The organism is Mucilaginibacter sp. P5_A4 (assembly GCF_056400605.1).
Map to the genome: position 1 here is coordinate 79,210 of NZ_JBFUKX010000002.1, position 24,609 is coordinate 103,818.

At 43.6% G+C, this 24,609-nt stretch carries 22 protein-coding genes; 12 read left to right on the forward strand and 10 right to left on the reverse strand.

All coding sequences use genetic code 11. The features are described from left to right. Nucleotides 1-40: 40 nt before the first annotated feature. The 3 genes from AC1DQW_RS02160 (at nucleotide 41) to AC1DQW_RS02170 (ending at nucleotide 1,908) form a co-directional block, all read left to right on the forward strand. Nucleotides 41-295: a gliding motility-associated C-terminal domain-containing protein gene (locus AC1DQW_RS02160; protein ID WP_477452761.1), complete on the forward strand. Its 255-nt coding sequence runs from the start codon at nucleotides 41-43 to the stop codon at nucleotides 293-295. 132 nt (nucleotides 296-427) lie between these two features. Next, entirely contained in the window at nucleotides 428-1,480 is a 1,053-nt protein-coding gene (locus AC1DQW_RS02165; protein ID WP_477452627.1) for a cobalamin-independent methionine synthase II family protein, read from the forward strand. Nucleotides 1,481-1,530: 50 nt separating this feature from the next. Further along, nucleotides 1,531-1,908, forward strand: coding sequence for a VOC family protein (locus AC1DQW_RS02170; protein WP_477452628.1), 378 nt, complete (start codon nucleotides 1,531-1,533; stop codon nucleotides 1,906-1,908). Nucleotides 1,909-1,974: 66 nt separating this feature from the next. On the opposite strand, the gene AC1DQW_RS02175 is transcribed toward AC1DQW_RS02170, so the two are convergent. Next, nucleotides 1,975-2,334 (reverse strand): nuclear transport factor 2 family protein, encoded by a 360-nt coding sequence (locus tag AC1DQW_RS02175; protein WP_477452629.1) that lies wholly within the window; start codon nucleotides 2,332-2,334, stop codon nucleotides 1,975-1,977. A gap of 183 nt (nucleotides 2,335-2,517) precedes the next feature. Here AC1DQW_RS02175 and AC1DQW_RS02180 point away from each other — a divergent pair, with 183 nt between their 5' ends. The 4 genes from AC1DQW_RS02180 (at nucleotide 2,518) to AC1DQW_RS02195 (ending at nucleotide 7,732) form a co-directional block, all read left to right on the forward strand. Then, nucleotides 2,518-3,108, forward strand: a complete 591-nt coding sequence (locus AC1DQW_RS02180) for an RNA polymerase sigma factor (RefSeq protein WP_477452630.1) — start codon at nucleotides 2,518-2,520, stop codon at nucleotides 3,106-3,108. A gap of 69 nt (nucleotides 3,109-3,177) precedes the next feature. Continuing rightward, entirely contained in the window at nucleotides 3,178-4,173 is a 996-nt protein-coding gene (locus tag AC1DQW_RS02185) for a FecR family protein (RefSeq protein WP_477452631.1), read from the forward strand. A 108-nt stretch (nucleotides 4,174-4,281) separates the two neighbouring features. Then, nucleotides 4,282-6,909 (forward strand): TonB-dependent receptor, encoded by a 2,628-nt coding sequence (locus AC1DQW_RS02190; RefSeq protein WP_477452632.1) that lies wholly within the window; start codon nucleotides 4,282-4,284, stop codon nucleotides 6,907-6,909. A 4-nt stretch (nucleotides 6,910-6,913) separates the two neighbouring features. Next, entirely contained in the window at nucleotides 6,914-7,732 is an 819-nt protein-coding gene (locus AC1DQW_RS02195; RefSeq protein ID WP_477452633.1) for a DUF4249 domain-containing protein, read from the forward strand. A 479-nt stretch (nucleotides 7,733-8,211) separates the two neighbouring features. On the opposite strand, the gene AC1DQW_RS02200 is transcribed toward AC1DQW_RS02195, so the two are convergent. Continuing rightward, the gene (locus AC1DQW_RS02200) at nucleotides 8,212-9,882 is read right to left on the reverse strand and encodes a M81 family metallopeptidase (protein WP_477452634.1); all 1,671 of its coding nucleotides are present in this window, start codon (nucleotides 9,880-9,882) and stop codon (nucleotides 8,212-8,214) included. 239 nt (nucleotides 9,883-10,121) lie between these two features. On the opposite strand from AC1DQW_RS02200, the gene AC1DQW_RS02205 reads away from it, so the two are divergent. Next, a complete protein-coding gene (locus AC1DQW_RS02205) occupies nucleotides 10,122-10,382 on the forward strand; it encodes a hypothetical protein (RefSeq protein WP_477452635.1) in 261 nt (86 codons plus the stop codon). A gap of 26 nt (nucleotides 10,383-10,408) precedes the next feature. Here AC1DQW_RS02205 and AC1DQW_RS02210 read toward each other — a convergent pair whose 3' ends face one another. Then, nucleotides 10,409-11,653: a sensor histidine kinase gene (locus tag AC1DQW_RS02210; protein WP_477452636.1), complete on the reverse strand. Its 1,245-nt coding sequence runs from the start codon at nucleotides 11,651-11,653 to the stop codon at nucleotides 10,409-10,411. 152 nt (nucleotides 11,654-11,805) lie between these two features. After that, the gene (locus AC1DQW_RS02215; RefSeq protein WP_477452637.1) at nucleotides 11,806-13,512 is read right to left on the reverse strand and encodes a hypothetical protein; all 1,707 of its coding nucleotides are present in this window, start codon (nucleotides 13,510-13,512) and stop codon (nucleotides 11,806-11,808) included. A gap of 268 nt (nucleotides 13,513-13,780) precedes the next feature. On the opposite strand from AC1DQW_RS02215, the gene AC1DQW_RS02220 reads away from it, so the two are divergent. Continuing rightward, the gene (locus AC1DQW_RS02220; protein WP_477452638.1) at nucleotides 13,781-14,545 is read left to right on the forward strand and encodes an SDR family NAD(P)-dependent oxidoreductase; all 765 of its coding nucleotides are present in this window, start codon (nucleotides 13,781-13,783) and stop codon (nucleotides 14,543-14,545) included. Between the two features lie 199 nt (nucleotides 14,546-14,744). Here AC1DQW_RS02220 and AC1DQW_RS02225 read toward each other — a convergent pair whose 3' ends face one another. Both AC1DQW_RS02225 and AC1DQW_RS02230 read right to left on the reverse strand, forming a co-directional pair. Next, the gene (locus tag AC1DQW_RS02225) at nucleotides 14,745-15,551 is read right to left on the reverse strand and encodes a helix-turn-helix domain-containing protein (RefSeq protein ID WP_477452639.1); all 807 of its coding nucleotides are present in this window, start codon (nucleotides 15,549-15,551) and stop codon (nucleotides 14,745-14,747) included. Nucleotides 15,552-15,619: 68 nt separating this feature from the next. After that, on the reverse strand, nucleotides 15,620-16,504 hold the full coding sequence (locus AC1DQW_RS02230) for an oxidoreductase (protein WP_477452640.1): 885 nt from the start codon (nucleotides 16,502-16,504) through the stop codon (nucleotides 15,620-15,622). A gap of 199 nt (nucleotides 16,505-16,703) precedes the next feature. Here AC1DQW_RS02230 and AC1DQW_RS02235 point away from each other — a divergent pair, with 199 nt between their 5' ends. Further along, nucleotides 16,704-17,942, forward strand: a complete 1,239-nt coding sequence (locus tag AC1DQW_RS02235; RefSeq protein ID WP_477452641.1) for an MFS transporter — start codon at nucleotides 16,704-16,706, stop codon at nucleotides 17,940-17,942. Nucleotides 17,943-18,081: 139 nt separating this feature from the next. Here AC1DQW_RS02235 and AC1DQW_RS02240 read toward each other — a convergent pair whose 3' ends face one another. The 4 genes from AC1DQW_RS02240 to AC1DQW_RS02255 form a co-directional block, all read right to left on the reverse strand. Beyond that, entirely contained in the window at nucleotides 18,082-19,098 is a 1,017-nt protein-coding gene (locus AC1DQW_RS02240) for a nucleoside hydrolase (protein ID WP_477452642.1), read from the reverse strand. Between the two features lie 95 nt (nucleotides 19,099-19,193). Beyond that, nucleotides 19,194-20,489 (reverse strand): hypothetical protein, encoded by a 1,296-nt coding sequence (locus AC1DQW_RS02245; RefSeq protein WP_477452643.1) that lies wholly within the window; start codon nucleotides 20,487-20,489, stop codon nucleotides 19,194-19,196. Between the two features lie 71 nt (nucleotides 20,490-20,560). Continuing rightward, complete coding sequence (locus AC1DQW_RS02250) at nucleotides 20,561-20,878, reverse strand: hypothetical protein (RefSeq protein ID WP_477405617.1); 318 nt, start codon at nucleotides 20,876-20,878, stop codon at nucleotides 20,561-20,563. Between the two features lie 306 nt (nucleotides 20,879-21,184). Next, a complete protein-coding gene (locus AC1DQW_RS02255) occupies nucleotides 21,185-22,114 on the reverse strand; it encodes an AraC family transcriptional regulator (protein WP_477452644.1) in 930 nt (309 codons plus the stop codon). A 156-nt stretch (nucleotides 22,115-22,270) separates the two neighbouring features. On the opposite strand from AC1DQW_RS02255, the gene AC1DQW_RS02260 reads away from it, so the two are divergent. After that, nucleotides 22,271-23,773 (forward strand): aldehyde dehydrogenase family protein, encoded by a 1,503-nt coding sequence (locus AC1DQW_RS02260; RefSeq protein WP_477452645.1) that lies wholly within the window; start codon nucleotides 22,271-22,273, stop codon nucleotides 23,771-23,773. A gap of 422 nt (nucleotides 23,774-24,195) precedes the next feature. Beyond that, nucleotides 24,196-24,570 (forward strand): DUF779 domain-containing protein, encoded by a 375-nt coding sequence (locus tag AC1DQW_RS02265; protein ID WP_477452646.1) that lies wholly within the window; start codon nucleotides 24,196-24,198, stop codon nucleotides 24,568-24,570. Nucleotides 24,571-24,609 lie beyond the last annotated feature (39 nt).

Consider the following 24,609-nt stretch of genomic DNA (forward strand, 5'->3'; position numbering starts at 1 on the left):
ACAAACCATTACCATAAGCAGCCATTACGATGATATCCACATCCCCAATATATTTTCGCCCAACGGCGATGGCCGTAATGATAACTGGGTGATAGCCGGACTGGAGGGTGATCCATCAACAACGGTTAAGGTTTATAACCGCTTAGGCAGCCTGGTGTTTCAATCACAGGGCTATGCCACCCCATGGGGTGGTTCCTATAATGGTAAAAAACTTCCCGCCGCTGTGTATTATTATGTAATAAGTACAAAAGGGGCTAAACAGGTGCTCAGCGGATCGGTAACCATACTTTATTAATAGCAACCTTATTTCTACCAGTATTTTTTAATAAAAGCAGCTTATAACTTATTATAATAATTATCAAAAAGTATTTTTTTACGGGATAAAATTAATGTAGTTTTAGATACCTATTTAAAACCATTAAATCTTATGAAAATACCTACTGAACCAATCGGAAGCATCCCGAGGTCGCCCGAGCTTGTAGCTGCTATTACCTCACAAACAAGTGGCGATCAATTGCAAAAATTGTATGCAGATGCAATTGCCGAAACCTTAAAAGAGTTTGAAGAAACCGGATCGCCGGTTATTACGGATGGAGAACAAACCAAATCAAGTTTCGCCACCTATCCACTTGAAGGCTTGCTTAACCTAAGTCCCGAAGGGATGAAAATTAATTTTGAAGATGGTCATTCACGCCAATTGCCGCTGTTAACCAAAGGGCCATTCAGGTACGGTAATTACGCCGAAAAATACCTTGTATCTGCTCAAAAACTAACAAAGCTACCTGTTAAACAGGCTATAATTTCGGCATCTGCCTTAAGTTTAATTTACCCTCCGGATGGAATTGAGAACTATACCCAATCTGAGTTTATTGCCGACCTGCTGAATGAATGTGAACAAGATATCAGGAGATGTTTGGAACAGGGGGCATATAAAGTACAAATGGATTTTACCGAAGGCAGGCTATCCCTTAAGCTTGACCCCTCTGGCGGTGTGTTGAAACATTTTATCGATCTTAATAACCAGGTTTTTAATCGTTTTACCAAAGAAGAACAGCAAAAATTGGGAGTTCATGTATGCCCCGGTGGCGACCATGATTCAACCCACAGTGCAGATGTTGATTACGCCGATTTTTTACCACACCTTTTTAATTTAAATGCAGGCAGCTTTTATTTGCAGCTGGCAAGCGAGCCTGATAGGATAAAGGTTTTAAAAACAATAAATCAATACCTTAAACCCCATCAAAAAGTATTCCTTGGTGTAATAGATGTGCTAAATCCAATAATTGAAAGCCCCGAGGATGTTAGAGACAGGATATTCGAGGCAGCCGAATATATTCCGCTAAACCAGATAGGTACCACCGATGATTGCGGATTTTCACCATTTTGCGACGATATTTCAACAACCCGCGAAACAGCCTTCGCAAAGATCAAAGCCCGGATAGCAGGAACAAAACTGGCAGAGGAGCTGTTGTTTTCATAAAATGTGCAGGTTGCGGTATTGCAAACCTGGCAATGGATACTCCACATAGCATGAAAACAAAAAAATTCATCAGAAGCGGTCCTCATCTCCCGGTAAAAAACCTGGTTCAAACGCTTGATTATTATCGCGACGTTCTGGGGTTTTATGATGAATGGACAACCGGCGACAAAGACGGCGGGATAAGACGCGACGACATGAGGCTACTTTTTGGCGAAGATGCGGAATTTACCTCCGCAATTAACAATACCAAACACCGCTTGCCCCTGATGTGGTTTGTGGATAATATTGACGAGGTGTATGCAGAACTGCAAGACCGCAAAATTGAGATAGCCGATAGTTTAAAAACTCATCCGTATGGTTTAAGGGAATTTGCCTTTATTGATATCAACGGGTATTATATCAGGGTTGCCGAAGGAGATGAAGGATAGCTTATTTATTTCGCGCAAAGGAAGTGTGGCGCAAAGTATTTTGTTGTTAATTGCCTATTGAACACCTTAATTGTACATCACCACAACCCGTTCAACCTTGCCATAGCCATTAAAAAACAAATTTTCAACCGCGTTTTTGCCACTATCGGTGTTATGATAATATATACTGATACTGTTTACGCCGCTGAGTACTTCCAACAGCTCAAAATGCAGATCGGGTAGTTTACTCAGGGCGGTTTGCCAATAAAGCCTTACGTTGTTTTTGCCCGAAATAATGCCACCGCAATCGGGGTATATTTTCAGGGCATATGGCGTTTGGATGTAAAAGTCATCGGTGTAATGCGTCATCAAGGTATCCAAATCCTGTTTGTTCCAGCAGTTTATCCATTCGGCGGCAAACTGCAATGCAAATTGTTGGTCTATCATTATTTATATTCAAAAAGGCTCCTATTAAACAGCTGTTATAAAAACAAACGCCGGGCAGCAACATTTCTTTGTCCCGGCGCATATAAATTTATCATAATTTACGTTTAGTGTAACTTTAGCCATTTAACTTTGTCATATCAACGCAACACCCAATAACAAATTGGGGCATCCTATGAATAAAACATGCCCATTTTGAACCTGAGTCAGCCTTATACAGATCAGCAACTCCTGGATTTGATCAGGACTGACAACCGCGCAGCATTTACCGAGCTTTACAACCGCTATTGGGATAAAACCTTTGCCGTAGCCCTGCACCGTTTAAGTGATGAGCACGAAGCTGAAGAAGTGGTGCAGGAGGTATTTTTAAGCATCTGGCAGCGCCGGGCAAGCATTGAATTAACACATAGTGTTGCTACCTATCTGTCCGTAGCGGTTAAATATAAGGTGATTAACCACCTGGCCAAACAACACCGCAGGCAATTGCAGTTGAATGAAATAACCATCGCCGCCGCCGAAACAGATGATACCACCAATAACTGGCTCAACGAAAAAGAATTAAGACGGCAGCTGGATTATAGCATTAACCAGCTGCCCGAAAAATGCCGGATAGTTTTCCTTTTAAGCCGCGAAGAAAATAAAACCTATGCCGAGATTGCTGCGGAACTGAATATATCGCAAAAAACAGTTGAGGCGCATATGTCAAAAGCCTTAAGTACACTTAGGGAAACTCTGAAAGTTTCGCTGCCCGTACTACTTATCCTCATCCTCAAATAAATTTCATTTCCCACTAAGGGTATTTCCGTTTGGTACTGACTATATGTGTAAAGGTCAAAACATTTTACCATGGAAAACAATTCCTACGATCCGAAGGAGCTTGCTCATAAGCTGGAACAAGGCACCATAAACCCCGAAGAAAAAGCGTGGTTTGAGCAATGGTACGCGGGTTTCAATGATGAAGAAGTATTGTTAACCGGCTCAAAGCATACCAGTTTGGAGCAGCTAAAGGATAGTATCTTCAACCGCATTTCGGCACAAATGGAAACGCCTGTGCAATCGAAAGGCAAAGTAGTTTCTTTATGGCGAAACATAGCTGCTGCAGCGGCTATAGTATTGCTTATTGCCTTTGCTGCTTTTTACAAAAACGCTATTTTAAACATCGTTTACCCTGTAAAAGAGATACAATTGAGCAGCAACGCGGGCCAGCACCGGCAAATGAGTTTGCCCGATGGTACAAAAGTTTGGCTCAGTCCATCTACCCGGATCACCTACCCGGATAAATTTGGCGACAAGCAGCGTTTGGTAAAACTGGAAGGTGAGGCATTTTTTGAAGTGAAGCATGATGCCGCTCATCCGTTCATCATCCAGTCGGGAGCTATCAAAACCGTAGTGTTGGGTACCAGCTTTAATGTGCAGGCATACCCGGATGCCGGTACTGCCGAAGTAACGGTGGTAAGTGGTAAAGTAGCCGTAGCATCATCGGCAGGAAATAAAAACCAACAGCAGATTATGGTTGCCAGGCAAAGGGCTGTTTTCAACAAAAACGACGGACTGCTGGTTAAAGAAAGTTTCCCGGATGCTTCAAAATTTCTTAGTCAGCGCAACGGCTTGTATGATTTTGAAGGGGCTATGCTGCAAACTGTTGCCGATGAACTGGCCCGGCAATACGGTGTACGCATTAATGTAGATCCGCGTATAGCCAAGGACTTATATTATGGCCACTTAAACACCGATCAACCAATTGGTAATGTGCTGAATATGCTTTGCATTGTAATGGACAACGCTCATTGGAACAGCACCGGCAACAACTATTATCTTCAGAAGCTGCCATCTAAAAATTAACCTTTTTCAAAAAACATCCGGTTTAATGTTAATCAACCGGGTAACTAATTAATTCAAATCCAATACATGGCCAAGGCCACGTACCTTATCTAAAAACTACCACCAACAATGAAAAACAATTTCCCTGCATGGTTCCGAACGGTACTATATGCACTGTTCATATTAGCAATGGTGCATCCACAAGTTTATGCCCAAAGTCCGCTTGATAAAACCATAACCATAAGTATTAATAATGAACCGTTAAAACAAACTTTAGACAAAATTACTGCCCTTAGTGGTATAAGATTCACTTACAATGAAACAGTTGCCAAAAGCGATGTAAAGCTCAGCATCAATGCCCAAAACCAACCATTGGGCAATGTTTTAAAAAAGGCACTTGCACCCCACCCCTTTAATTTTGCAGTACTTGATAAGGACATTATGATTAAATATGACCCCGAAAAAGTAAAAAAGCAGCCCGCCGCGCTGGTTGGCGGAAAATTCACCGTAAGCGGCACTATTAAATCAAAACAAACCGGCGAAACCATTATTGGGGCAAGCATCCGGGCAACAGATGTAAACCAGGGTACATCAAGTAACGAATACGGCTTTTACTCCCTTACCTTACCAGCAGGAGATCATGAGCTGGCTGTAAGCGCTATCGGCCAAAAAACAACGGTAGTAAATGTATCATTAACTGCCAACCAGCGACTCAACATAGCAATGGACAACAATGAGCAGGCGCTGCAGGAAGTAACCATCACGGCCAAAGCACCCGGCACCCGCGATCTCGCCAGTCCGCAAATGGGGGTTGAACGTTTGAGCATCCAGGAAACCAAAAATATCCCCGTATTATTGGGCGAGCGCGATGTGATCAAAACTATCCAGCTATTACCCGGCATCAAATCTGCCGGCGAAGGCAGCGGCGGCTTTTATGTACGCGGCGGCGCATCAGATCAAAACCTGATCCTGCTGGACGAGGCACCAGTTTACAATGCATCGCACCTGCTGGGTTTCTTCTCTACCTTTAACTCGGATGCTATCAAAAACATCAGTATTTATAAAGGCGATATGCCGGCTCAATATGGCGGCAGGCTTTCATCTGTGCTGGATATTAAAATGAACGATGGCAATAACCAAAAGCTTGGCGTAAGCGGTGGCGTTGGGCTTATAGCAGCCAGGATTAACGTGGAAGGCCCTATCCAGAAAAATAAATCATCCTTTCTTATCTCGGCCCGAAGAACTTATGCTGATGCCTTCCTGGCTTTTTCAAAGGATTCTATCGCCAAAAAAAGCCAGCTTTATTTTTACGACCTCAATGCCAAAGCCAATTATATTTTAGGAGATAAGGACCGTTTATTTCTTTCGGGGTATTTTGGCAAGGATGTGCTCAAGGCCGGGGATATAGCGGGCATCAACTGGGGCAATACAACCGCGACGCTTCGCTGGAACCATATTTTCAACAGCCAGCTATTCTCCAACACCTCGCTGATCTATAGTAATTACGATTACAAGATTAACATTAAAGAAGATGTAAACGAATTCAACATTTTCTCCCAGATAAAAGACCTTAACCTAAAGGAAGACCTGCAATACTATGCAGGCGATAAAAACACCATCAGTTTTGGCTTCAACGGCGTTTACCATACCATTAAACCCGGCGAAATTTCATCAACGGGCAATTCGGGCATTATATCGCAAAGTCTCCAAAACAGGTATGCGCTGGAGGATGCGGTATATGCCACCAACACCTGGAAAGCTACCGACCGCTTTAGTTTAACTTACGGGCTTCGCTTATCGGCCTTTACTATACTTGGCCAGGGCGATTATTACACCTTTGATACCGATGGCAATATAACTGGGGCAACACATTACACATCTGGCCAGGTGGTTAAAACCTATGTAAACCCCGAACCACGCATTGCAGCAGCATACTCTTTGAACGATTACAGTTCGGTAAAAGCATCATATGCCCGTAACGCGCAAAATTTACACCTCATCTCCAACTCCAATTCCGGCTCGCCAACAGATAAATGGGTAGCCAGTACCAACATTATCAAACCCGAGCTGGCCGACCAGCTTTCGGTTGGTTATTATCGGGACTTTAAAGATCACCAGTATGAGTTCACCTTCGAGACTTATTATAAAAAATTACAAAACCAGGTAGACTACCGTAATGGCGCCAATGTTTTCACCAACCAACCCATAGAAACGCAGTTACTTTACGGCAAAGGAAGAGCGTATGGCGCAGAGTTTTTGCTAAAAAAGAAAACCGGCCGTTTAACCGGCTGGATAAGCTATACACTATCAAAAACCGAACGCAAGATAGATGGCATCAACGATAACGAATGGTACAATGCCCGCCAGGACCGAACACATGACCTTGCCATTGTAGCCATGTTTAAAGCCACCGGGCGATGGACCCTATCTGCCAATTTTGTTTACTATACCGGCGATGCTGTAACCTTCCCCAACGGTAAGTACCAGGTGGATGGCGCCAACTATTACTACTACACCAGCCGCAATGCCGACCGGATGCCCGCCTACAACAGGCTTGACCTGGGCGCAACACGCCAGTTGAAGAAAAGTGCGAAATTTGAATCGGACCTTACCTTTAGCTTGTATAATGCCCTGGGTAACCACAACGCGTACCGTATCTTTTTCCGCAATAATAAAACCGACCCAAGTCGTACAGAAGCGGTAAGGACCACTTTGTTCACTTTTGTACCATCCATCACCTATAACTTTAAATTTTAAGCCAATGCATACGCCTGTAAAATATTTAATAATCCCGCTCTTCATAGCCTCGTTAAGTTCCTGCGAAAAAGCAATCAATCTGAAACTGAAAGATACTACTCCACAATACGTTGTTGAAGGGGTGCTTACCAACCAAAGCGGCGGCTGCAAAGTAAACCTGAGCCAAACCAAAAACTTTACCGATAATAATGATGTAATTGGTATTGATGGCGCCCAGGTAAGTATAACCGATGATAATACGGTTTATCCGCTTACACCAGGCGGCTCCGGGGTTTATCAAAACAGCACTTTAAAGGGCGCATACGGCCATATTTATAAACTGAGCGTTACCGTTGCAGGTAAATCGTTCACGTCAACCTGTGCCATGCCTGCGGCTGTAGCATTGGATAGCATTTACCTGGTAAAAAGCGACTTCGGCGACAACAAAGATGGTACCACGCGTAAATACGTAACCGTAAAATACCATGACCCTGCCGCTACCAAAAACTACTATCGTTTTGTACAATATGTAAACAACCGTAAAGAAGAATCGGTACTGTTGGATAATGATGAGTTTACTAACGGGCAGGAAGTTAACACCAGCTTAAATTTCAACAACGATAATGACGACCCGGCAAGGGATATCCGACCCGGCAACCAGGTAACCATCGAAATGCAGTGCATTGATCCTGCTGTTTATAAATACTTTTTCAGCCTCACCACAGGTGCTACCGGCGATGGCAATAACGCAGCCCCGGCCAATCCACTAAGTAATATTGTGGGTGGCGCGTTGGGATATTTCAGCGTACATACCGTGCAAAGGAAAACGCTGACCGCGCCGTAAGTTGGTAGCTAAAAGGCTGTTTAAATTTAATCCAATAATGTTTTTACGGGTCCGGGAAACACATATCCAACCGTCATTGCTTCGTACCTTATAATGACATGATTTTTAGTTATTGATTATCAATATGTGTTTTTTTACACATAAACCTCTTACCCGTCATTGCGAGGTACGAAGCAATCCCCAACTTACAGAGTAACTGTGCAAATCCGATCTGTATTTTGGGGATTGCTTCGTCGTACCTCCTCGCAATGACGATCAGGAGGCGGTTGTGGTATTCATATATGTCATTACTGTTTTTTTCAGCTCGGCTGCTCCGTACCTCCTATGACGATCTATTTATCTATTTTCAAACTAAGGGAAATCATTCATCCTGAACTTGTTTCCTGATCTTACAGGACAGGTAACCATCATATAGGTATACCTTACTTATGGGATACCCAAACAAGTTCGGCATGACTCTTTTTATTAATGAGCAACCATCACAACCCATCCGACGATGGAACCAGCTTAGCTGAAAGATCCGGATCTTTCATATTTTTATCCAGCGGAAACATGGGGCGCAGGATCCTGTGGTAAGGCAGGCGTTCTATATTCTGGTCAACTCCTCCCGGTGTCAGGGCAAGCAGCCAGTCGGCACGCATGGCATAAAGTTCGGGTTCCAGGTAACCAATTTTTACCACCACTATATCAGCTTTGCGTGGGTTAAGGCCCAGGCGGGTAAAGTCGACCTCCTTATGGTAGGGCTTACGTTTTTGGGTAATAATAACATGTACACTCCCAACCCGCACCACTGCTTCAACCTCGGCATCCTTATCCCCATATTGTATAGATTCCACAGTTCCCGAGAGCTTTATCGGGGCAGCATACCGGGCATCAACCAACGCACCGGCATAACCCTCCACGTGTCCACCTATACCTGCTGTAATGGCACTTTTCACCAATTCGGATGCTGGGATAGAGGCATAAATCAACGTGGGGCCATTATCGGCCTTAAACTCCGGGCGGGCAAGAATATGCGTCAGTGTCCAGGTGGCGTCACCGGCACCACCAGCGGTAGGGTTATCGCCAGAATCGCTGATATAAAAAGGATGCTTTGTGCTTGCCAGGGCCTTGCTTAAGCATTCGCTTAAGGTGCCGGTTGGCGCTACAAATTCAAAGGCATTCCGGGCATCCCAAAACCTGCGAGCCAGTTGTTCGGCAGTATGGGATACCTTGTCCTTATCATCGCCTGTTACCATTACCACCGCATGATTGCGCGGTTCGTCGGCCCAGGCGTAGCCTATCCATATGGCAGCGTCGGTAATCCCAGCTTGCGCCGCTGCGGGTGCAACCGCTTTATAGATGCTTTTACCGGGTTCTATGCGTGTACTTGTTTTTTCGCCGGGCAGCAATATAGGTATCGGGATATAAGCTTTGTATCTGGGTTTTCCTTTACCGCTTTCAATCCTGTCAATCAAATTCTGTACAGCCCGTTGCTTGGTTTGCATGGCATCTTCATGCGGGGCCATCCGGTAACAGGTAATCAGGTCGGTATTTTGTGCCAGCCGCCAGGAAACATTGCCATGCAGGTCCATAGAAGTAGAGATGATTGTTTTTTTTCCAACTACTTTCCTGATCCGTATGATGAGATCGCCCTCCGGGTCATCAAGCCCTACTACGCTCATAGCACCATGAATATCAAGGTATAAACCATCATACGGCGCATATTTTTTAAGCGAATCCAGCATTTTATTTACCAGTGACTCATAGGCCTGCCTTGTAACCGCCCCGCCGGGCAGGCTTTTACCTACCACAGCAGGAAACCATACCGCCTTTTTGCGAACAGGCGAATCAATCGCCAAAAACGGGTATGAACTAAATACTTCCGAACTATATTTTGCGTGAAAAGCCGCCTCATCCGTAAGTGCCGGCGAAAACGTGCTCGATTCTATCCCGAGCCCCGCAATAGCGATTCGCGGCAGCGGCCTTGCTAACTGTATACTGTTTACTTTTTTGGCTGAAGAGTTATGCTTATTTTTAAGGTAAGCAGAAGAAGCTGTGATTTTAATTTTATGATTTACGATCTTTAAGTTAACGGGCCTTGCCCCGGTAAAGCAAATTATTAAACAACTTGAAATTGTTATTAACAACAAACATTTAAGCATATCCATAAATAAAAGGTTGTTATAAAGATACATTTTTTAACATGCCATGATGTCCAATGTATCTGACTTTGGATGATCTGTGGCGACACAACAATTGAGGAAATAAAATCGTAATAAATTACCTTGTAAATGCACTATCTCGTAAGTCATAAGCCGGATTTGTTCTTTTTTTGACTTAGAACTTAAGACTTTCGACTAAAGACTAAGCATCAGTTGACATGACACTACTATAAACCCACATCAGCATGAAACGATCTGAAATTATTAAACGCGAACTGGAAGTTGCATTTTCCAAACATTCCCAGCCTGTTTGGTTCAGAATTTTGAAATATATTTTAATCGGTGGTATGCTTTACTTTTTTTGGGGAAGCAAATTACTTTGGATCATTTTTCCGGTTCTGTTTGTTTTTTCCTTATGCCTCCATTTTTGGTACAGGTATAAAACCCAGGGCTGGACAAAAAGTTATGGACAATGGAAATATGATAAAAACAAGCCTGACACCTAAATAGGTTGAAGTGTTATCATATAACCTCAAATAGTAAACCAAAATGTTGATCCTTTTCCTATGGTACTTTCAACACCAATTTCGCCCCGATGCTGTTTAATAATTTCAGAAGAAATATAAAGCCCCAGCCCTACGCCCGGGTAATTTTGAGAGGTGTTTTCAACCCTGTAAAACCTATCGAAAATATGTTCAATTTTTTCTGCCGGAATACCAATACCCTTATCAATAACTGAAAATTTGATCAGGTCGGCAGATAACTTTTCAAACCTGATGGTAACCGGTTCCTGTAAGTCGGCGTACTTGAAAGCATTGGTCAGCAGGTTAGCAACAACCTGGTCTATCTTTCTTCTGTCGGCATTTATTATTAAATCTTCAGGTCCATCTATAAGCACTTCCCGGTCAATTCCAGCCTTACATTGCTCTGCGCTTTCCACAATTAACTCCATCAAATTAAAATCAGTTTTATTTAATTCCAACTTTCCGGCCTGGATTTTGGTAACATCCATCAAATCATTTATAATCCCGGTAAGTTTATTGGTTTGATTAACCGCCTTTGTAACAAAAGGCGATATCGTTTTTAAATCATCATTTTTAGCAACCATTCTTTCCAATAACTGCAACGATGCCTTTACACTGGTAATTGGGGTTTTAAGTTCATGGCTGGCAATACTCATAAACTCATCCTTTTTCGCCATCAACTCTTCTGTTGCTTGCTTTAAAATTTCGTGGTTTTTTGCTTCCTGCTCGGCTTTTTTTCTTTCCTCTATCTCAATTTCCAACTCCTTCTGGGTCCTGATCTTATAGATCATCGGCAAAACTTTGTACAAAAAGTACACGGTAAACAGAGAAACTACAGCGGTTGCAAACCTCACTAAAGCGCTTAGCCGATATGCCGGCCACCAAAAAATAACAGCATCTAAAAAGTGTGTAGTTCCGCACAGCATGATAAACGCAATAAATAACCAGAATACCCTGGGGAACGGAATATCTTTTCGCTTTTTCAGCAATAAAAAAAGTAATAAAGGGATAGCAAAATAGGCGGTGCCAATGGCAAGATCTGACAATATGTATAACCAGCCGTGAAAGTCTGTCCAGTTACCGCAATGCCACCTTGCTGGCCAGTCGGCAGTATCAAATATATTGGTAAAAAAAGCCTTTCCCTGGGTTGGTAACCCGGCTTTTGCGGTGTGAGTTAATGTTTTACCCGGTTGGCATGCAGAATCGCATACCACCGGCAATTTAGTAATTGCAATCCCGGAGTTGGCCATCATTTTTTTTAATGTTTTTGTTTCCAATCCTGTTTTAGTTTATGTGATCCCGGTTGATACAAGGAGTAGCGCCGGGTTTTAAATTGTGATGAACCTGGTTATCTGGATTCGTTTACATTGAAAATAGTAAGCGGAAGACCAGAAGTTTTTTAATTTCAATACGTCCAACTTTTCAAATCGGCCCCTTTAGGAGCCCTTGTTTTAACCTCGGCAGCCCACTTTTTGATAAACATTTGGTGGTAACGCAGGCGGCTGATATAGTTGGGCTGGGTATGGTCGCCGTTCCAGCAATGTTCGGCACGGTCGCCGTAGTCAATTTCGCAGCCGCAATTGGGGTTGTTTAGCTTTTTCAGCATATCCTCGGCACTGTAAACAGCATTGTTGAGGTAATAGGTATCCATATCACCTACGTAAATATGAATTTTCCCCTTAAGGCTTTCGCCTATCTTAGGCCAATCACGCTGAATGATGTGGGTAAGGTCAAAGTGATTTCGCCAGTAAGCGGCAACGCTTGTATCAATTGTTCCTGTATATTTATCAAAAATACGCTGCGGATAACCATCCTTATCCATAGGCGAAAAAACCGCCTCCCATACATCAAACTGGTCGCCGCTGCGGCTACGGCTGCCCAGGGCAAGCTCTCGTTGGTTAACTTCTTTTAGGGTGGCGCTTACATGGCCAAGGTAATCGCGCTCGGCCGGGCGGGGTGTTTTTTTGAAATCGCTTGTGGGGTAATATGCGTTTTTATCGTTGTAAATATCGATGGTAGTATAATGGTGAAAGTCTACCGGGTCGGGGCAGGCGGCGTAACAGCCATTGTACTCATTGGGGTAAAATACCTGCGCTGCCAATACCTCCCAGCCACCCGTTGAGCCACCGTACATGAACCTCGCCCATCCCTTTCCTATTCCTCTGAACTCCTTTTCAATCTCCGGGATCAGCTCATAGGTTATCGCATCACCGTACGGACCTAAATTGGCCGAGTTTACAGCATACGAATCATCATAATAAGGGTTGGCATGCTGAATCTCGATAGCGAGTACCCGGGGAAACCCCGGACCTGTCCATTGCCTGTAAAAGTCATAAGCTTCCTGCTGCACAATTTTATTGTAGCCGGTTATATGGAAACGTGCCGAGGTATCGGGCTTTAAATTTTTATCGGGCGGTGTGGTGCTGAAACCCTCCAAATCGGCCGGGAAATGGCCGTGGAAAATAGCCAACGGATATTTTACTTTAGGGTGCTCATCAAAACCGGCCGGCAGCAAAATATTGGCCCCTAAATACATCGGCCTGCCCCAGAATTCGGTAAGCAGCTTGCTTTGAATTTTGATGTGCTTAATGTATTTGGTATCCTTCGGCGCTTCAATTGGCGGGATGATTTTATTGATTGTGAGCAATACTTCGTTTGATGCAGCCGGGTCGAAATGAATTTTTATTGGGGCCGAATAAATATTGCCTGGCGCTATGTTCCAGTGCTGCCCCTCGCCCCTGTCCATGGGCAGTTTTACGGTATGACCGGTTTTTAAATGGAAAGTTTCGTATTTATGCAACAGCACCTGTACATAGTAGTCGCCGGCAGGTACATCCTTTAAACGCTCGAGCGGGTAACCAACGGCCTGCACATCTATCAATTGGGTGGCGCCGGGTTTCCATCCATCTACATCCATACCAAAAACTAATTGTGTATTGGCGGCATCGCCAACCTGGAAACGGGGTTCGGCCTTATTGTTTTTGGAGAGCAACAGTAATAACCTGCCATCCAGGTCTTTTTCGCCAAGCGCGGCATCGATACTTACCCTGAACGTTTGTGCATGCCCAAAAAATGGAAAGACCACCAATAGCAATAAGATCAGTTTTTTCATGTGTAAGGTGTTTTGACCTAATATAAGGAAAATGTTTATTCCGAAAAAATTAAGCGGATGGAAAGCCAGCTGAAAGCTGAAGGCTTAAAGCGAAAAGCAATAAACTCAGAATATCTGAAATCTTTTACCTCTGCAGTTTTTGCGTTCAGCCTTCCGCTTTTTGCCTTTGGCTTGCAGCCTGTTTGATTTTCGCAAACATTGGATTGATGTGTGCAAACCGCCGGTTATTTTACATGTTAACTTTGTTCTATCAAATTAAAACAGAAAAATGGAACCAACAAATAAAATAGCCCTTGTAACCGGCGGCAGCCGCGGGTTGGGTAAAAATATGGCGCTAAGCCTTGCCAAAAAAGGCATTAACGTGATACTTACCTATCACAGTAAACAAGATGAGGCACAGGCCGTAGTGGCCGAAATTGAGAAAGCTGGTCTTAAAGCTGCGGCTTTACAACTCAACGCCGGCGATGTTAAAAGTTTCGATAATTTTTTCGCCCAGTTAAAAGAGGTACTTAAGGATACTTTTAATACCAGTCACTTCGACTTTTTAATAAACAATGCCGGTATTGGGGTTGGTGCACCTTTTGCCGAAACTACTGAAGAAGACTTCGACCTGCTTTTCAATATCCATTTAAAAGGCGTGTTCTTTTTAAGCCAGAAAGCACTGCCAATTATTAATGATGGCGGCCGCATCATCAATATATCAACCGGTTTGGCCCGCTTCAGTATGCCGGGTTATGCAGCATATGCATCAATGAAAGGCGGTGTTGAAGTACTAACAAGGTACATGGCCAAAGAATTAGGCGCACGTGGAATTGCTGTTAACGCGGTTGCTCCCGGCGCCATTGAAACAGATTTTGGCGGCGGTATGGTACGCGACAACCAGCATGTAAATGATCATGTTGCAGGTATAACCGCATTGGGCCGTGTAGGTTTGCCGGATGATATTGGTGGCGTAGTTGCATTTTTATGCACAGAAGAGGCCCGGTGGATAAATGCGCAACGGATAGAGGTATCCGGCGGTATGAACCTTTAAAATTACCGTTTTAACTATTACTCAAAATAAAAAAACTCCCGGCTGGCATCCGGGAGTTCCTAAACAAAAATTCAAACCAATAAATTAATTAACCTTTACACCTTCTTGTACGTTAATTAAAACAACAGGGTTACAGTCAATAAAAAATATTTTTAATATTGTTAATCGGCAATCCGGCGAAGCTTTGATTAATTAATAATTAAATCCTGGATGGAGCTACGCCATAAGCTTTTTTAAACGCAAACGAAAAATGCGACAGATCTTCAAAGCCCAGGTCGAGGTAAATAGCTGAGGGGGCCTGGCCTTTTTCTTTAATAAGGTAATGCGCTTCCTGCAACCTGCGCTGCTGCAACCACCTGTTTGGGGTAATGTGAAATATCTTTTCAAAATCGCGCTTAAAGGTAGCCAGGCTTCTGCCTGTTAAATAAGCAAACCTGTTAAGGTGAACGTTAAAGTGATAGTTTTTATTCATAAAACCTTCCAGGTCTATTTTGCCGGGTTCGCTAAAATCAAATAAAACATCTTTAAGTTCGGGATTGGCCTGCAGTAATATCAGGACGGCCTCCTGTAGCTTTAATCGCTGCAGATCATCACTGATAGCATGCCCCGTTTGCTGGTAAGGCAGCAGCGAATCCATAAAGCTCCTGTACAAAGGATGTGGCTTCAGGTTAATGAACGGGCCTCCCATATCATGCCTATCCGATTTCAACCCATACGCTATACTAAAGTTTCGCAATGTTTCCTGGTCAAGGTAAACAGATAGTGCTCTGTACTCGCCATTTAAGGGTGGCCGCTTTATAAATTTAATAAGCTGATTGCGTTTGCTCAGCCTAAAATCTCCTTCATTAACTGTATATGAGTGGGTTCCGTCGTTAATCTCGATTGAACCGGCAACTTGGTAGCTAAAAACATGTTCGGGCACAAACTGCTCACCCTCCCTGCTATTGGTTACATAACATGTATGGCGTATTTGCTGTAATATCGGCGCTTTTTCCTGCTTAAGCATATCAGTTTCAAATTTATAAATAATAACAATGCAGGTGCCGGGCTGCATTGTTATCAATGTCTTTTCTCTTATTTTTTCATACTCAGGTATAATTTACCCTGTTCAGATTCAAAGAAATTTTCCGATTCATCGTGGTCTGTCGAAATACTAAGCTGGTACCATTTTTCCAGCTCGGCCAGTTTTGCCAGTTCAGCGTTTTTTACAAGGGCTACCCCTTCGCTCCCTAATATTAAATGTAATGGCGGCTCGGGCTCTCCAACTATGTCAATCATAACTTTTGCCGCCTTATCCGGATCGCCCACCGGTATAAATTTTCCGCTCTGGAAAAACTCGGCCCTTTTACCAACAGAACTTTCATAACCTTCAATAGATTTTGCATAGGTCATCGAGTCGCCCGCCCAATCGGTACGGAAACCGCCCGGTTCAACAACAACAACTTTTATACCCAAAGGCGCCACTTCCCGGGCTAAGCCTTCACTGAAACCACTTAAGCCAAATTTAGCAGATTGATAAATGGTAAGACCAACGCTACCTACCCTACCCCCAATTGAGCTGATTTGCAGGATATGGCCCGAACGCTGCTTGCGCATATAAGGCAATACAGCACGCGTGATAGCAATGGGAGCATACAGGTTTGTTTCCAGCTGGCTGCGCACCTGCTCATCTGTATATGCTTCGGCTGCACCGGTGATGCCGAAACCAGCATTGTTCACCAATACATCTATACGACCGAAGTGCTGTATTGTACTTTCAACCGCCGCGTTGATCTGCTCCTGGCTGGTTACATCCAGCTTAACGGGAAACAACTGGCCGGGATACTGATCTGCCAGGTCATTTAATTGTGCTGTATTACGCGCCGTTGCAGCTACCTTATCGCCTTTGGCAAGTACTGCTGCGGTAAGGCTGCGCCCCAATCCGCGGGAGCTGCCTGTTATAAACCAAATTTTTTCCATTTCTTTTTTACTTTTTGTTATGACAAATATCGGGGGTATTCACAAGCTCAACTTTGTTAAAAGGTTCAAAATGCTTTGTTAAAAAGTGCATGTGATTAAAAACACACACTTACCTTCATTTGGCAATGCAGGCAATTCATGATCAAAAACTTATCTTTAAGTTACCTGTATTATAATAAAATCAAACCTGTTCCATTTAATGGCATCAAGCACCTCCAAAGCAACCCTATTCCCCATATTGCTGGTAAACTTTATTGATGCCCTGGGCTTTAGTGTTGTTATCCCGTTTTTGGTGGTTATTGTTTTAAAACTTGGCGGGCACGAGGTGGTATATGGTTTTTTGAGTGCTACGTATTCCTTTTTCCAACTGATAGGGGCGCCTATACTGGGCAACTGGTCTGACAAGTTCGGGCGTAAAAAAATCCTGCTCCTGAGCGAGGCTGGCACCTTTGTGGCCTGGCTTATATTTTTAACAGGTTTAATTATACCCAATCAACAAATAAAACTAACCAACAACCTGATATTCAGTATTCCTTTGCTGCTCATTTTTTTAGGGAGAGCCCTGGATGGCCTCACCGGCGGTAATATGTCTGTAGCAAATGCTTATGTGGCAGATATTTCTGTAAAAGACGACCGCAAGCAAAATTTTGGACGTATGGCCGCTGCATCCAATATGGGGCTTATTTTTGGACCATTGCTGGCTGGTTTATTGGGGGCAACCATATTAGGCAATATATTACCGGTGATAGTTACGGCGTTCATCTCGCTAATTGCTTTACTGGTTATCTGGCTGCGGATACGTGAGCCACAGGTTAAAAAAGAAGACGTCCCTGGCCCCATCCTTATAAAACAAACCAATTTAAAAGGATTGAAGGAAGTTTTTAACCTGCCTTATGTACCTTATTTTTTGACCCTTTACTTCCTTATATTCTTAGGCTTTAACTTCTTTTATGTTGGTTTCCCGGTTTATGCTGCCGGGCAGCTGCACTGGAATGTTTTAAAACTGGGCATCTACTTTTCGTTTTTAAGTGGTACAATGGTTTTAATAGAGGGGCCTGTATTGAGCTTTATTGCCAAACGTGTTTCGGGCGCTGTGTTGGTAATAACCGGCAGCCTCATTCTTTGCACCTGTTTTGTGCTTTTAAAATTTGAGAGCATGGTGCTTATCTATTCTTCTGCCCTGCTTTTTGCTATTGGCAATGGCATCATGTGGCCCTCCTTTATCGCCCTGTTATCCAACACGGGGAACGCGCAGGTGCAGGGCAAAATACAAGGTTTTGCAGGCAGTGCGGGCAGCCTGGCCAGTATCATCGGCCTTATTAGCGGGGCGTTTTTGTACCATACACTGGGCTCAAACCTTTTCCTGGTAACGGCGGCGTTTATGCTGCTGATTGCATTTGCAGCAATACCTTTGATCGCGATTGAGAAAAAGATGTGAGCTCAAAACTCCTCATTAATCAATTCCTTACTTATTACAACACCGGGAATACTGGTTTGATACATTTCGTCTACCTCCAACGGACGGGGGGCGGTATTGGTTTTAATTTATTCTGTTGCTTTAAAGTTCAATAGCACCTTTAAAGCATCTCCAGCTTGGCAAAAAAATCATTAAACATCAGGTTAATATCCAGGTGCTGATAAACCCTGATGTTTCGACCATTGGCGTTATACTCATATGCGCCTTGTACATTTATCCACGGGCAGGGCTTCAGCACATAATCGCTGCTTGAAGGGTCGGGCTCAAAGGAGGATTGCAGCGCGGTAAGCAATACCAGCGGACTATCGCCTAAAATATAGGTTTCGCCAATATTAAGGTGATATTGCTGTAAGCGGACCATGAGGTTTTCAAGTACATTGTTTAAGTACTTCCCTATTTCGCCCCGGGGTTTTATCCGGGTTTGCAATTGCGAGTACGGCAATATAGCCTGGCGGTAAGCATTACGGGGTACCTGCCATAATTTCAATTGCGAATGGTTAAACACGGCCCTTGCAGCAGCAATATCAATATTAAGGTTATACTCGGGATTTGAATAATTGGGCGGTGGTAATGCCAGGTCGCTGTATTCGGGGCCGCCTATCCAAACTAAGGTAAATTTGCCTGCTATTTGGGGGTTGGTTAAAACAGCTGAGGCAACTTCGGTAAGGCCGGCTCCGCAAAGTACGTATAAGGGCAATGATGTATCCGTACGTGATGCTTCTTTAATAATAAAATCCACGGCTGCGCTTTTAACAGGGGTACTGTCATTAAGCATGCCCGTGTTTGATCCGGCAATTACCGGCATCCGGCCATTCAGTTTCATGAGGGTTAGCAGTTCGGCTGCTTTTTTTACGGCATTGTCTGCCTGGGTTTTGGAGTTATCAAATCCATCGCCCACTTTAAGGTGCGAGCCAATAATGCCCCTGATCTCTACAGATGGCGATAATATAAGGTGGGCGAGCGCAAATAAACCATCCGGATCGCCGCTAAAATCATTATCAATAATAACCCGCACCCTGGCCGAAACAGGTTTGTTGCTGGTACCCGGCTGCGCAAAAGTTAGGGACGGCAAAATAAAAAGCAGCAACAGACTTATCAGGTGCAGGTTTGTTTTCATGGTTTTAGTTTAATTGGTTAGCAAGGGCAATATAAACGTTTTTTGGTAACCATGTAATTATACATATTACTGTTTTAAATGGCACGCATACATATCTACCTGTTCAACGGATACTCATTCACCCAATGAAACCCACGCCTTAGTAATAAAAAATTATTCAGATCGTATTTTTTGAGGCTGATCATCAGCGAATCTTTATTCCATTTGCCTTTTAGCAGCAGGTCGCCATTTTTAGTTTCGGTGTAAGTAAACTGGTGTTTATCGGCTGTGTCAATAAAGTTATGTATAACGATGGTGTGTTTTTTAAGGTCGGGTTTAAAACTGTAGTTTTTTAAACTATCGTTCATCAATTTAATCCGCGCGTTATCGGCATAGCTAATGATCAGTTTTGCCCATCTTGTGGTATCAGTAGTAAGCGGTGCAATGGTGTCCTTATTCCGCACAAAGCTTTGCACATTATAAATGCCATAAAAAGGCGGCTTTTGGGCCTTATCGCCATAGTGTTGTGCAGCCTGTAAATTACTTATGGTGTACCCAACAAGCACATAGGCTATAAAAACGTATTTAATACTGCTTAAGGTGATGTTTTTCCACCTGGCCTTAAAACGGTGCGGGGCTATGTTTGATGGCGGAGCAGCCTTGTTTAGCAAAAAGAAATTAATTAAACGCAGTGCATCTTTAATCAGCAAAAACAACGACATTAATACCAGCATAGTTGATAGCAACTTAACCGGCACATCAAAACAATAGTTTATGGCCATAATGTTACCGGCAACTACTATACCTAAAATTGCACCCAGCGTTGTTGTTTTACGGAAAAGCAGGCACAAGCCACAGCTAATCTCGGCCAAACCGGTAAAATAATTAAAACCGGTGGAGTAACCCATATACGTCCAGGCCAGGCCCATGGGCGATGCATTGCCAAAGGGCTCCAGCAAGCGGGTGGGTGAAGGCGACGGGAATTGGAGTTTAATCACCTTTATAAAGCCATAGGTAAGCATGGTGATAGCCACATAATAACGCACTATTACGCAAACCCAGTAAAACAGCTTATTATAATTGCGGGCCTTTCTGTCGGCTACCGACCAAATACCGGCACTTAAACCAGCCACTACAATGCTGAACAATATGATCAGGTAATCATAAGTAGTATCGCCGCTGCCATTGGTAAATACGGTTATGGGGCTGGCCATATGCAGTACATGGGCGGCCAGCCAGGGAATTAGTTTATGAAATGGCTGAATGTAGTAGTCCGAGGCGGCATCTAAAAATGGGATGGTGCCATTGGGGTTAAAAAATATGTACAGCAAAAAAAACACCAGGAAAAACCTTAAGCCTATTTTTTGCGCACCAGACCAGTAGATGGGTTCGGTAGCGGCAGTAGTGGTCATATTATTGCGATGATTTAGTTTAGGCTAAATATAATAAATCAGGGCGTAAATATTTGATGGGTAAACAAAGTTTAAATCACAACCGCTCCAAGCGTTGCTGTTTCGGCCATAAACAACCTGTTAATAAACGACCATATAATATCAAGCAATCCACGCTTTTTTACGGGAACAATAACAGGCGTTTCAACAGGGGGCTGGTCTTCGGGCGGTGTATCTAACTCCTGCATTTCAACCAGGATGCTTTCACGTATGGCGGGGTCGCGGTTCACAATATCATCCAGCTCGGTGAGTTCGTTAAAGGTTGCTTTTCCGCTTCTTTGTCTTTTAATCAGGATGTCGAAACGGTCTTGCGAAAATGTACGCCGTTCCAGTGGTTTGTGATGCTTCATGATGCTATCCCTTAATAAAAAGCATGAAGCAAAGCTAATGCCATGGTTTTAACAATCTGATTTTCAGCTATTTAAAATAATTAAAATTAACTATCCGTTCATTTTTGATACAAGGGCATGTACGGTATCGGTCAGGTGAAGGACTTTTGGACGAAGGACAAAAGACTTTCAGATTTTCAGACTTTCGGACAAAGGACAAAAGAGCAAAGACGAAGGACAAGAAAAGGCAAACACATCCTTTGTCCAAAAGTCTTTACTCCTTGCTCTAAAAGTCCTTTGTCCGAAAGTCCTTTGTCTGAAAGTCTCTTAATTAACAATTTTCAATATGCCGGCTTTATATAAACTTGGTGTGGTGCCTGCAATTTTTCTGAAAGCCCGGCTAAAATAGTGCTGGTTATTAAAACCGGCTTTAAAACAGGCATCGGCAATGCTGCAGTAAGGGTTGCGTAAAAGCTGCTTGGCAAACTCTATCCGCTCCTTAATAATAAAATCAACCGGCGATATGCCCATTTCATGTTTAAAGGCCCTAAAGAAACTGGCCTTGCTCATGTAGGCCATCTGGCTAAGGGCATCAATGTTCAGTTTTTCGGTAAGATGACTTTTTATGTATTGCAAAATGTAAGCAAAACGGTTACCGGCCGATAGCTGCTGCAGGTTCTCTTTTACATGGCGCAGGTTTTGCATCTGCATAATGCGGATGAGCAACTCCTTGAGGGTGAGGTTGGCCAGTACATCTTTGGTGAGCACATCGCCGGTACTTATGCTGATGAGCTTGTTAATAAGTTGCGCCAGCTCATGGTTATTAAAAAAATGAAACTGCTGGTAATTAAGCTGCCATTTATCATTATTGGCACGCGGGTAATTCTCGTTCAAAAAATCAAGCGTACTTTGTATCTCCTGGTGGTTTATAGCCAGTGCCGTACACTGCGCCGGGTTAAGCTCAGATGCTTCCGGAAAATCAATGGTCATGGTAACATTGGGCGGAACAATTACGGTTTCGCCGGGCAAATAATCAAAGCCTGGTTTATCAAACAGGTGCATTACTTTTTTGCCCCGCAGCATGCTGGTGATCACCAGGTCGCTAAAAGTGAGTGGCACAAGCTCGCTGCGCTGGTAAGTTTCGTAAATATTAAGCTCGCAATGGTTCAACGTATAAGCCTTACGGTTTTCTACAAGCGTTTGCAACTCCCTTTTGTCGCTTAGGGCAAACGGAGATACCAGGTTTCTCTCATTCATAATTGGCTTAATTTAAAACAAGTTAGGTATAGTTAACGATACTTTATAATTCAATTTTAAATTGAAACTATAATGCACCCAATTGATAGCATTGTGCAAATGATTGATATTATCGGTAGCTACCTTAGCTATACCAATTAAAAAACAAAAACCACTATGAGTATAACGCAAAGACCATCATTTAAGGATAAGTACGACAATTTTATTGGCGGTAAATTTGTTCCGCCCGTTAAAGGAGAATATTTTGATAATATTTCGCCTATTGACGGTAAGGTTTTTACCAGGGCTGCACGATCAACCAAAGAAGATATTGAGGCAGCTGTTGATGCCGCCACAGCGGCATTTAAAACCTGGAGCAAAACCGCAGCAACTTTGCGTAGTAACCTGCTGCTAAAAATAGCACAGGTAATTGAAGACAACCTGAGTTACCTGGCCACAGTAGAAACTATTGACAACGGCAAGGCCATCCGTGAAACTATGGCTGCCGATTTGCCGCTGGTGGTTGATCATTTCAGGTATTTTGCCGGCGCCATACGTGCCGAAGAAAGCAGCATATCCGAACATGATGAGTTTACTGTAAGCATCAACCTGCAGGAACCTCTTGGCGTGGTTGGGCAAATTATCCCCTGGAACTTTCCTTTATTAATGGCCACCTGGAAAATAGCACCTGCATTGGCTGCCGGTTGTTGCGTGGTTGTAAAACCTGCCGAGCAAACGCCTACCAGTATTATGGTGCTGATGGAACTGATAGGCGACATCCTGCCGCCGGGCGTGTTAAACATTGTTACCGGTTTTGGGCCCGAAGCCGGTAAGCCATTAGCTACTAACCCGCGCATCAGCAAGGTTGCTTTTACCGGCGAAACTACAACCGGCAGACTGATCATGCAATACGCATCAGAAAACCTGATCCCGGTTACGATGGAGCTTGGTGGTAAATCGCCAAATATTTTCTTTGAATCTGTAGGCGATGCCGATGATGCGTTTTTTGATAAGGCTGTGGAAGGCGCAGTACTATTTGCCTTAAACCAGGGCGAAGTGTGTACCTGTCCATCGCGCATGCTGGTACACGAAAATATTTATGATAAATTTATGGAGCGCGTTATAGCCCGCACCAAAGCCATAAAAATGGGTAATCCTTTGGATTCAACCACCATGATGGGCGCGCAGGCATCAAACGATCAGTACGAAAAGATTCTGAGCTACCTGGATATCGGCAAAAAAGAAGGTGCCGAAGTACTGACAGGGGGTGATGTACAAAAGCTTGACGGCGACCTGGCAAACGGGTATTACATTACACCAACCATATTTAAAGGGCACAATAAAATGCGCATTTTCCAGGAAGAAATTTTTGGCCCGGTAGTATCTGTTACCACCTTTAAAACGGTTGACGAGGCTATTGCAATAGCTAACGATACCCTTTACGGTTTAGGTGCCGGTGTTTGGACCCGCGACGCGCACGAAATTTACCAGGTACCACGCGCTATACAGGCCGGCCGCGTTTGGGTTAACTGCTACCACGCTTACCCTGCACATGCACCATTCGGCGGGTATAAAAAATCAGGTTTCGGCAGAGAAAATCATAAAATGATGCTGAACTATTACCGCCAGACAAAGAATATGCTGATCTCATATGATAAGAACAAACTGGGCTTCTTTTAGGCCCGGTAAGCTAAGGCTGCTGCAATTGTATTGGGTAATTGCAGCGCCTTTTAATACCCAGGAGGCTGTCTAAAAATAAAAAAACAGGCCGTCATTGCGAGGTACCACCAGCCCAGCTGGAAAAAACAGTAATGACATGTCTGGATACCACAACCTCCTCGTGATCGTCATTGCGAGGAGGTACGACGAAGCAATCCCCGAAATACAGATCGGATTTGCAGAGTTACTCTGTAAGTTGGGGATTGCTTCGTGCCTCGCAATGACGGTCTGTTTTTTATTTTTAGACAGCCTCTAAAAAAGTAAAGATTAATATCCCCTATTAAAAAGTGCAGCGGGTATGTTTTTTTTAGCGCAGAATATACCCACTGCTATTTTGCAAGCCAACCTCTTAAAAAAGGATTATCCTTACAACCGTACCTACTATGACCAAAAGAGTTTCCATTACCCCCGAAGCCGAAAAGGTGATAGCTGAGCTAAAGACCAAATTTGGGCCGCTGATGTTTCATCAAAGCGGGGGGTGTTGTGATGGCTCGTCGCCTATGTGTTTTGAAAAGGGTGACTTTAAAATTGGCAGCAGCGATGTAAAAATTGGCGAAGTAGCAGGCAGCGAATTTTTTATGAGCATAGATCAGTTTGAATACTGGCGGCACACACATCTTACCCTTGATGTTACTCCAGGCAGGGGTTCCAGCTTCTCCATCGAAATCCCGATGGGTATCAGGTTTATTATCCGCTCGAGGTTATTTACTGATGAGGAATTGAATGACCTGGAACCTGTGGAATATTTTGAATCGTGAAAATCCCAAACATTTATAAATAAGCCGGGTGATACCTGC